This is a genomic window from Parabacteroides distasonis, assembly GCF_004793765.1.
GTDB lineage: Bacteria > Bacteroidota > Bacteroidia > Bacteroidales > Tannerellaceae > Parabacteroides > Parabacteroides distasonis_A.
In genome coordinates this window covers 1-10,875 of sequence record NZ_SRYM01000080.1, presented here as the reverse complement: position 1 = coordinate 10,875, position 10,875 = coordinate 1, and the positions used below count along the sequence as shown (strand labels likewise).

Sequence of the window (10,875 nt, the reverse complement as noted above, 5' to 3'; positions counted from 1 at the left end):
TTACACACGTTCTTTTAATTGTTAATTGCGTGTGAAGTAAATCTGTATCATGTCAAGTGAATAACTGATCACTTCCCAAGCCGTTAACTGACGGCTACCCCTACTCGTTAGTTATTCACTTGACAAGCCGTTAGTTATTCACTTGTCAAGCCATAAGCGGGTGACTTGCTTCTAGCGTAACCGTCTGTTATTCAAGATGTTTGTAATGGAAATAAAAATAGATCCAAAAAGTCGGGATTTCCAGCCAAGATATTCTCGTCTTTTTGTATTATTTTTACCCTCAACAAATAACACGCAAATGAAGAAAAACATTGTTTTCCTGTTAATTCTAATACCTATTATATGGATCTCTTGCGACGGGATGGGGCATCAAACCATAGACTTCCGGAAAGTAGAGGATCTTATGCCCCAACATCCGGACAGTGCGTTAACGCTCCTTGAACAAATAGAGAACAAAGAAAACCTATCCCGAAAAGATAAGGCGCGTTATTATTTGCTGCTGACGGAGGCGCAAAATAAAAATCATATACCACACATAAACGATTCCTTAATCACGATCGCCACGGATTATTATGAGAAGACGGATGATGTGGAACGGAAAGCGAAAGCTTGGTTCTATAAAGGACGGATCAACCAAGACTTGAATCATCCCCTAAAGGCGCAGGAATATTATCTTAAGGCATTGGGAGAAGAGGAGCGGATCAAAAATCATGCTTTACTCGGCAGAATCAATAATAATATAGGAATGCTCTATACGAGGCAAATGGTATATGAGACTGCATTAACTTTTCAGAAAAAAGCAGTCGAGAATTTTCGGGTACTTGGAGATTCCACCGGGCAAGTATTTGCATTGAGAGATTTAGGGCGAAATTATGTAATGTTACATTTACAAGATAGCGCATTGGCTTGTTATAAATCAGCGCTAAAATTGATGCAAGATAAAAAAGTGATCTCTATATATTCAGAGCTAGGAAGTTTACTTATACATAAAGAGGATTATCCTCAAGCGTATGCATATCTTAACCTAGCTTTGGCAGAAAGTACTTCCAAGAGGATCAATTATCCTCTTTATTTAATACTAGGCAATTATTTTTTGCAAACTGGAAAACTCGACTCGGCATTGGTTTATTTACAGCCTTGCTTGAAAAATGAGAATACTCGGGCAAGCGCCGCTCACCGATTGGCCATCTTGGCAGAAAGACAAGGAGATTTGAAATCAAGCGTAAATTTCTATAAACAATATCAAATTTTTAGGGATTCCGTATATGAGCAAAAGCAAACAGAGTCTATTCGTAAAATGCAAGATCTTTATAATTACCATGAAAGCGACAAAAAGCTTTCAGAAGCATACCGTGCGATCGACAAATTGAAGATAACTCGTTTATACATGGCGCTATGTATAACCATCGTGTGTGCCTTCTTACTTCTGAATCACTCTAGACAAAAAATAAAGAATCACCTGATAAAACAGCAACAACAGAAGATTAAAGAGATGAAAAACGACTATGAGGATTTGAATAACAAACTCTTGGAAAATCAACATTACACACAAGATTTACAAGAAAAAATTAAGACATTAGAAAAACAAGAGGCTCCAAATCAACTTATGCTTCTACGAAAAGAACAATTGGAGAATGAAAATAAAAATATAACCCGTACTATTGAGTGCCAGAAGAATTTGGAGCATAGTTTCCTTCAATCAGAGTTATGTATTCGTTTTCAGAGTAAAGAGAGTTGGAAACCTACAGCACAAGATTGGTCAGATTTATATCAAAATATTGATTTAGCCTATAATAATTTCACGTTCCGCCTAAAAAACTTGACCAATAAACTGACTGAAAAGGATCTGAAAGTATCTTGCTTGATCAAAGCCCAGGTTCCTCCCAGCATCATCGGTAATTTATTGAACTGTACAACGACGAGTATATCTATGACCCGTGTGCGTCTTTATAAAAAAATACATAAAAAGGAAGGTTCCACTAAACAGTTAGATGAGTTCATCCAACGCTTTTAACCCTCCAGAATGCATAATTTATACACCTTTTTCACAAATGTGCATATTTGTGAACCCGTTGATAGCAGATATATTTTTTCTTTGCAGTTATGTAATTCTAAAGAAAAATACCATGAGAACAAAAGTGTTGACTTTATTTATGTTGCTACTTACACATTTGTGTACACAGCCTCTATGGGCCGATAACATAGACATAGAAGGAGAATGGGACGATGAATATTATCGTATGATTGTACCCGCTCCTCCAGTATTATCCATCGACGGAAATCTATTGAGCATACATTTCATAGATGCCCTGGAGGATTTGACGGTTCAAGTTGTAAATGAGCAAGGAGCTATCTTGTACAACGAGATAGTCTCAGGCGAGGCGGGTGAATCTGTATCCATCTCTTTAGATCAGGCTGGCACAGGACGCTTTTATGTAGTGTTAGAACATCGCCTAGGTCAGCTTACGGGAGAATTTGTCATACAAAATAATTAGCTATCCGTTATAATATATGCTCATAAGCAGTGACATATTCATAAATTAATGTTAAATTTGTATTCCGGCGATTTATTTAGGCGATGAAGGTTCGGCTTTGATATTGAGGATGTTGTCTTAATAGTCACACGAGGATGTCTTAATAGTCACAAGCGAGTCTCGTAATAGTCATATGAGACCCTCGTAATAGTCACAAGCGAATACCCCCCCTCTAGTCGAGCCAGCTGGATTGTTAAAATGAATGATCGGAATATGTAAAAAAGCAAAACCATGATATTCTGGAAACGTATTAAAGCGGCTATCAACGATCTATGGTATCCCCGTAGTGTCACAGTAGGAAAACCTGTAGAAACCCAAGAGTTGGCCAAGCGGTTAGCCAGAGAGAGTACGGTCGCCCCGGCCGACGTGCATGCCGTGTTCCGTGCCTTGCCGGAAGTAATGGCCGACTTCATGAAAGAGAGCCGCGCCGTCCATATCGAAGGTGTCGGTTGGTTTCGTTACAACATCGTCGCCGCCAAAAAGGGGGTTCCTACCGAGAAGGAGGTGAGCAGTGACCAGATCACGGGGCTTCGCATCCGCTTCACGCCCGACCGCACCCGCAACATGAGCGGTGGTTACGATCGCGCCATGATCGCCGACGACGGCATCGTCTTCATGGAGTGGCTGGGCAAGGACAGCGACGAGACCAAGATCCCCGATGAGGGCGGCGACAGCGAGAGCCCGGATGAGATTTGATAATCAAGTCAGACCTATCGTTCTGCCGGTGTGCGGCGGGAAATAGATTATAAATTAATTTAAAATTTTAGCTTTATGAACAACAAATCAGAGAAGAAGCTTCTAGGCAAGCTTAAATTGAACAAATTGAGTGAGAATGCGTTAGCTAAACGCGAGATGAAAGTCCTAAAGGGAGGGTGTGAGTGTGCAGGTGCTTGCTCTCCGCATACAAGCGTAGATAGTTCGGCTGTGCATTCATATGGATAGAATAATTAGTGTTGATCGTGTCGGTATTTTTATATGATTAAGTATCGACACGATCTTCAAAAATGAGAGAAGTAAATAGTCTGATATAAATTGGAGAATATACGTTGGCGAAATTTTTGCTCGGACTATCGGGAAGATTGGCGCATTTTTAGAAATTCTCTTTTTAATACTATAATTATGATTGAATCAATAATTTCTTTGAGCCAAGGTGGAAATACTTACCTGTATAATACAGGGACACGGTATTTGTTTTTATTGCATCCTAGCCTTAAAAAAGTTCTAGATCGCAAGGAGGAGGAAATCGATCCTTATTACTTGAAAAAGTATGAGTATCTGAAAAAATATGTTTTAGAATGTGCTGATTCGATAGAATTTGAGGCTTCTATAAACGAATCCGTTGTTCGTGAAGGCATAATTCAAAGTCAACAAGTTGCATTTGAAACCACCGATTTTTGCAATTTGCGGTGTACCTATTGTTCATTAGGTGACCTATATACTTTTAATAAGCCAGGCAAGAAGGATATGGATGTTGATAAGGCTTTGAGATTCCTAAGATATATGTTTGATCTTAAGGCTGAAAATTCAACATTGTCTATTAGTTTTTTCGGAGGGGAACCTTTGATGAACTTTGATTTTATTAGGATTATAGTGGAGGAGGCTAAAATCTTAAATAAAACAAAGAATCTATCCCTTTCCTTTAATATGACAACGAATGCTACTTTGCTTCATAAACACATGGATTTCTTAGTGGAAAATAGTGTTCGGCTATTGATTAGCTTGGATGGAGACGAAGTGGCTCAGGGGTATCGTGTTATGAAAAATGGTGAACCTTCCTTTCAACGGGTTATATCCAATCTGGATCAGCTTTTGGAAAAATATCCTGTTTATTTTGAGGATTGTATCAGCTTTAATTCGGTATTGCATGATCGGAATTCGGTCCGGGAAATCTATGAGTTTATTTATGGTAGATATCATAAAGTGCCTATGATATCTCCTTTGAATACAGGTTTTGTAAATCCTGAAAAGAAAGATTGCCTAAAAGGAATGCTTCATTCGAAAGTGAAAAGTGAAGGCGAGTTCTTAGATTCTAATTCGGATCTTTTGCCTGTTACACATAAAGCGTTGGGTATTAATACTGAGGTATTTAAATTCTTGAGGAATTATTCGGTCAATTCATATTACTCTAACGTATTATCTCTGTTATACGACAAGGTGAAAACTGTTCCCACAGGTACATGCCCTCCATTTCGGAGAAAACTGTTTCTAAATACTCAATGCCAACTTTTGCCTTGTGAGAAAGTTAGTCATAACCACTTTCTGGGAACGGTCGATGATGATGCGGTAACGGTTGATATTCAAAGAATATCCGAAAAATATAATGCTTATTATAAGCATATAGTGGAGCAATGTTCCAAATGTTATGTGGCAAAGGCTTGTCCGGTTTGCCTTTTGGCTCAAGAACATATTGACCGATTGGAGTCAAAGGATTTTGTTTGTCCGGCTTTTGTGGATGCGGATGCTTTTAAGTTGAATTTGAGTCGTTACCTTTCTTTCATGGAGAGATATCCGGAAGATTTGGTTGAGATGGTTGAAAACTCTTTTATCGCTTGATGTTATGGAAAAAATAGATGGTTATTGGTTTTTTATAGAGCCGTATGTGTACCCGCACGTCTTCAACGACCAGGTAATGTTGTATAATACATTGGATGGTTCTATTATAAAAAAAGAGAACCCAAAGCTGAGAATGCTGCTGGAGGAAATTCTGAAGAGGAAGAATGGAGGAGTCTCGTTTTTAAGTAGTGAGCAATATGCGCGAATAGAGATCAGGGAGTTTATCGATCAAGTAAGAGAAAAGTTTATGGGAGATATCATTGATGTAAGTCTTTCTCAAAGAAAGCCGGTTCAAATACTCCCCTATGTTGATTTTACTGGCAGGCAGGATTTTAAGGATGGATTCCTGAGAGTGGATAATATGTTGCATCTTTTAGAAGAGGTAACGATTCATATAAATCAAGAGACAGACGTGATGGGACTATCGCGCTTTGTTCGTTCTCTTCCGGAGGGATTATCTATTAACTTGAGGATAGACAGGGAGATGGATGCGGATCTGGAAAAATTGTTCGCTTATTTGGAGCGAATAGAATCGAATAAGACGATCTTGTCAGATTATGATCGATTGTTTGTGTTAAGTCCTGATTTTAAGAATAAGTTCTCATACAAAATAGACGTTCATTTTCCGATAGATGAAACGGTATGGAAAGAGACTCAGGCCCTGTTAAAAGCGCAAGATAATTCGTATGAATTTGTCTTTTATGTGGAAAATGAGGAGCATGTTCGTCTAGTTGAAAGTCTTATACTGCGATATGATATAGAAAAATATGTTCTTTCTCCGGTATATACGAAAAATAATATAGAATTCTTTACAGAAAATGTGTTCTTGACAAGTGAGGATATCCTGTCTATTCCTATCTGCATGAAAGAGCTATTTAAAAGGCAAGTGCTTAATAATAATGATTTTGGTCGTTTTACAATCCAGCCGAATGGAGATGTGTACGCAAATCGGCATCATCCGGCTTTAGGGAATATCTCCGTGCATAGCATTTATTATTTGATACAAAAAGAAATAAAAGAAGGCCGATCTTGGTTACGTATACGCAATCAAAGTCCTTGTAACCAATGTGCTTATCAATGGCTTTGTCCTTCTCCTTCTGATTATGAGATAGAGATCGGCAGGTCTAATTTGTGCCATGTGATTTTTTAATAATAACTGATTAAAATATTCTTATATATGAAATTGAAGTATATATTTTTAGTAACCGCATGGTTTTGCGTTATTACAGGCTGTGATACGGGAAAATCAAAGGAAAAGGATATGATCGAGGTGGATATGAGAGCGAATTATCCCCAAAAGGAGTTAATCCTACAGGATTTGTTCGATATCGAGTATGTGCGATTGGAGACAACCGATGAGTTCCTGACCGCGGGAAATGTCCGGGCGGTAGGAAAAAATCTGATCGTTACGAAAAATACGGGGCGTACAGATGGGAATTTCTATCTGTTCGATCGTAAGACCGGCAAAGGCATTAAGAAGATCAACCGTCTGGGGCAAAGCGGAGAGGAATACACCAATATTCTGGATATCGTGTTGGATGAGGAGCGGCAAGAGCTTTTTGTGAATAATCACTATTCGAAGAAAATAAATGTATATGACTTGGAGGGGAACTTTAAGCGTAGCTTCCCCCATCAAAATTCTATTTATTATGGTATAATAGGAGTATTGGATCAAGATCACTTGATATGTCATGATGAATTATGGAATAATACGGGCGATTTTGACATGAATCGGAATTATTTTCTGATCGTGTCCAGCCATGACGGGCGGCTCGTTCAGGAGATCCCCATCCCTTACGGGCAGAAGGTATCAACATTTATTCATGAGCCAAACAAGATGTTGCTTACCTCCTCTCGCGACAGGGAGTTGGTTCCTTGCCGGGGTGAGTGGCTATTAGCGGAGACCGCTTCGGATACGATCTACAAGATAGGCCCGGATCAACAGTTGCGTCCGTTCATGGTGCGCACCCCTTCTGTCCAGACGGATGACGTTCATTTCCTTTTCCCAGCGACCGAGTCGGATCGGTATTTCTTTATGCACATTGTCCGCAAGGAGTATGATTTTGATAAGCATGAGGGTTTCCCCCGTACGGCCTTGGCCTATGACAAGCAAGAGCGGGCGATTTATCAGGTGGAAGTCTATAATGAGGATTTCGTGGATCGGGAGCCGGTCAATATGAGCCTTGAGATGTTTGTCTTGAATCTCATCAATAATAATGGAGTAGCGTTCACGCGTGTATTGTCCGCTTCCGACTTGGTAGAGGCTTATAAGGACGGCAAGCTGCGAGGCCCTTTGAAAGAGATCGCCGCCGGGCTGGATGAGGAGTCGAATCCGGTCATCATGATCGCCAAGTATAAGGAATAATGAGCGCATCCATTTGTCATACATTCCATTCGGATCATTCCCGGATCGCCGATTGGCTGCTGCTGAACGGTACATTGACCGCTTGCCCCGGTTTGTTGCACGGGAAGTTGGGGATCGCCATCTTCTTTTTCCACTATGCCCGCTTTACGGGGGAGGAGCTGTTCGATGAGTACGCCTGGGATCTGATGGCGGCGATGCAAGAACAGCTCCATGCCAATTACCGTCCGGATTACGAACGGGGGATAGCGGGTATCGGTGTGGGAATCGACTACTTGATCCGTAGTGGATTAATAGGGGTGGACAGGGATTTCTTCGAGGATCTGGACGAGCGGATGTATCGGGCGGTGATGTATGACTCTTATCCCGATTATAGCCGGGATGAGGGGCTGACCGGCTACGGATGGTATTGGCTTTGTCGCCGGGCGAATGCGGGGGCCGTGGATTGCTTGTCGCAGATCGCCGCCCGGATCGAGCAAGATCAGGCCGGTTTCTCTCCCGGAGAGATACGGGATACCGCTCGTTTTCTACACGCTTATGCCGGGCATCCGGATCCGGTTGACACCTTGGTGGAGACGGATTGGGAGCGATTGGCTGGCGCGGGCTTGGCGGGTGGATATGCGGGGGCTGGCTTGGAGTCGCTAAGTTCGCTTGGGGCCGTGGATGCCTCTTGGCGGCTCCTTTTATAAATTTGTTGGATCTCAACCTGTGGGAAAAGATGATAAATCTGTATCTGTTCAATAATAGAAACCGGGGTGCGCTTTATGGTGTGGGCAGCTACATCCGGGAATTGGTAGCCTCGTTGCGGGGGAGCGGTATCCGTATTCATGTGGTCTATCTGTTCGGCGAGAAGGCTCAAATCGAGCGGTGGGAGGAGGGGGAAGTCTCGTATCTCTCTTTTCCGGAGCCGGTAGCCGAGGATTGGAACTCCTTGGAGGTACGGCAGCGAGCGGCCTATTTACGGAATATTGCTTATCTGCTGCGCCGCTCCATCCGGGATACGGAGAAGCTGGTGTTTCATTTAAATTCTTATAGGGACGAGGCGTTGGTGCGGGAGTTGAAGGCGGCGTTTCGTTGCCGGGTGGTTACGGCGGCGCATTTCTCGGATTGGAGCTCGGTTATTTACGACAACCCAGAGCGTCTCCGGGCGATCTTGCGGAAGGAGTGTACGCAGCCTTTGGACGATTTGATCCGGGAGTCGTTCGGGGAGGAGCAGGCGTTTTACGCCGCGACCGACCGGGTAATCGGTCTTTCCGATTATATGCGTGCCTTGTTATGCGAGGACTACGGGTTGCTTCCCGATCGGGTGGCGGTTATCCCGAACGGGATGGCCGATGTGGCAGATACGGACCGGGATCCGGTGCTGATCCGGGAGAAATGGCAGCTGCGCCCGGAGGAGCGGATCATCCTTTTTGTCGGGCGGCTGGATAGTATCAAGGGAGTCCGTTTCTTGATCCGGGCGTTCCGGAAGGTATCCCGCCAGTATCCGGACAGCCGGTTGTGGATCGTAGGCGATGGAGATTATAAGGATTGTTTCGAGGAGGCGAATCCTATTTTCTCGCGGGTTACTTTCACGGGTTTTTTAGATCGGGCCTCGCTGCTGGAGTTGTATCGTGTGGCCGATGTCGGCGTGGTTCCCTCGTTGTTTGAGCCTTTCGGGTATGTGCCGGTAGAGATGATGATGCACGGCTTGCCGGTCGTGGCCACCGCCACTTCCGGTCTGGACGAGGTGGTGGACGATTCGTGCGGACTGAAAGTGCCGCTTGCCGTATCCGCCGATCGGGTAGAGATCGATGCCGACCGGCTGGCGGAGAAGATCCTCTTTTTGCTGCGGAACCCGGAGGAGGCGAGGCGGCTTGGGCGGAACGGACGCGGGCGATTTGTGGAGAGATATTCCTCGGAGGTGTTTGGCAGGAATATGTCGGCGTTTTATGAATCCTTATTCGCGGAAGAGAACCCTACGGAAGAAGCTATGGAAAAGGAGAAACATATAGATTTGTCGGTGATCGTTCCTATATATAATACGGAGGCGTATTTGCCGGTCTGTCTCGACTCGTTGTTGGGGATAGACGGGCCGTGCGTGGAGATCGTGCTTGTCGATGACGGATCGACGGATGGATCCGGGAAAATAGCGGATGCCTATGCACTGGAAGACAGCCGTATTCGAGTGATCCATCAAGCGAACGGAGGGGCTTCCGTGGCACGTAATACGGGATTGGAGGTGGCCCGGGGGGAGTATATCTTATTCGTGGACAGTGATGACTGGGTGCTGGGCGATGCGTTGGCATCTTTGTTTCGCACGGGGGTGGAGAGCCAGGCAGATGTTGTGATGGGAGAAATCCGGTTCTGCGATCAGGAGGGGAATCCGGGGGCGCTTTTCAATCCAGTCAAGGGGATGCGACCGAAAGTCTTGCTGGGCAGGGAAGGCTTTGTCGGGTTGATGAGGGATGGCTCTTATCTTCCTACTCCTGTCCGTTTTGTTTGTCGGCGGGATTTCTTGCGCATGATAGGGGTGCGTTTCGAGGAGGGGATCATGCACGAGGATGAGCTTTGGACTCCCATTGTTCTCTGCCAGGCGGAGAGGCTGGCGATTACCTGCACGGAGTTTTATAGATACCGCCAAGACGATTCTTCGGTCATGCATACGACCAAGTGGAGCCGACGGCTGCGATCCTTGTTCCGGGTAGTGGACGGGTTGGCGCAGTTTGCCGACCGCTGGTCGTTCGACGGGGAAGAGCGGGAATTGAAAAGTTGGTGGTATGCGAATCTGTTTCGCCTTTATCACTGGGCGTTCGCCTATCTTGCCGAGGTGCGAGACAGCTCGATCGAGGTTCCTGCTTGTCATTTGGATCGTTTCTGGCGAAATTGCGGAGAGATGATACCCGAGGCCGCCATACGTTGCAGGGAGTATTACCAAAAAGCGGAAAATCATTTAAAGGAGTATACGGACTGGCGTATGTCGGATAGCGTGATCGCCATGACATATTGGTCTAAAACCAACAAGAGGATTCTTTTGATATTCAATACGGTGGACGAGAGGATATACGTTTCCCATTTGGGCGGACTCCCTTCCGGCTGGGTAGTCACTACGGACAGGAAATACATAGGTCGTGCCGATTGGGTGGTTTTTCATCTGCCTTCGTTATCCGACACCTTGGAATATGACCTGGCAAAGCCGGAAGGACAACGCTGGGCGAGTTGGTATGCGGAAAGCGAGCAAGACGATCCTCTGTTCAACGATACGGAAATCATGGATTTGTTTGATATTTCTATCCGATTCACTACTTTTGGAGAGTGTATAGAGAAGATCGTGAATTTGGATGTTTAAACCCTTCCCCACATATCGCCAACTGGACTCCATGGACTGCGGTCCCACCTGCCTTCGGATGATCGCCCGATTCTATGGACGTGCGTACTCGATTCAAA

At 44.3% G+C, this 10,875-nt stretch carries 10 protein-coding genes; all 10 read left to right on the top strand.

From position 1 onward, the window contains the following. Positions 1 to 298 precede the first annotated feature (298 nt). Positions 299 to 2,014 carry a tetratricopeptide repeat protein gene (locus E5342_RS17960; RefSeq protein ID WP_121736023.1) on the top strand — a complete coding sequence of 572 codons (1,716 nt, stop codon included), beginning with the start codon at positions 299 to 301 and terminating at the stop codon, positions 2,012 to 2,014. 112 nt (positions 2,015 to 2,126) lie between these two features. Then, positions 2,127 to 2,495 carry a DUF3244 domain-containing protein gene (locus E5342_RS17955; protein WP_121736085.1) on the top strand — a complete coding sequence of 123 codons (369 nt, stop codon included), beginning with the start codon at positions 2,127 to 2,129 and terminating at the stop codon, positions 2,493 to 2,495. A gap of 270 nt (positions 2,496 to 2,765) precedes the next feature. Beyond that, complete coding sequence (locus E5342_RS17950; protein WP_121736022.1) at positions 2,766 to 3,230, top strand: HU family DNA-binding protein; 465 nt, start codon at positions 2,766 to 2,768, stop codon at positions 3,228 to 3,230. Between the two features lie 75 nt (positions 3,231 to 3,305). Next, positions 3,306 to 3,476 carry a TIGR04149 family rSAM-modified RiPP gene (locus tag E5342_RS17945; RefSeq protein WP_121736021.1) on the top strand — a complete coding sequence of 57 codons (171 nt, stop codon included), beginning with the start codon at positions 3,306 to 3,308 and terminating at the stop codon, positions 3,474 to 3,476. Positions 3,477 to 3,653: 177 nt separating this feature from the next. Next, entirely contained in the window at positions 3,654 to 5,087 is a 1,434-nt protein-coding gene (locus E5342_RS17940; protein ID WP_121736020.1) for a radical SAM peptide maturase, read from the top strand. Between the two features lie 4 nt (positions 5,088 to 5,091). Further along, positions 5,092 to 6,237, top strand: a complete 1,146-nt coding sequence (locus E5342_RS17935; RefSeq protein ID WP_121736019.1) for a TIGR04150 pseudo-rSAM protein — start codon at positions 5,092 to 5,094, stop codon at positions 6,235 to 6,237. Between the two features lie 27 nt (positions 6,238 to 6,264). Next, positions 6,265 to 7,452, top strand: a complete 1,188-nt coding sequence (locus tag E5342_RS17930; protein ID WP_121736018.1) for a 6-bladed beta-propeller — start codon at positions 6,265 to 6,267, stop codon at positions 7,450 to 7,452. Then, a complete protein-coding gene (locus E5342_RS17925; RefSeq protein ID WP_135959989.1) occupies positions 7,452 to 8,138 on the top strand; it encodes a hypothetical protein in 687 nt (228 codons plus the stop codon). The genes E5342_RS17930 and E5342_RS17925 overlap by 1 nt, the downstream gene beginning before the upstream one ends. A gap of 29 nt (positions 8,139 to 8,167) precedes the next feature. Beyond that, positions 8,168 to 10,777: a TIGR04157 family glycosyltransferase gene (locus E5342_RS17920; protein WP_121736084.1), complete on the top strand. Its 2,610-nt coding sequence runs from the start codon at positions 8,168 to 8,170 to the stop codon at positions 10,775 to 10,777. Beyond that, positions 10,770 to 10,875 (top strand): cysteine peptidase family C39 domain-containing protein (locus E5342_RS20050; RefSeq protein WP_135959988.1); only part of this gene is annotated, 106 nt, incomplete at its 3' end. The genes E5342_RS17920 and E5342_RS20050, both read left to right, overlap by 8 nt.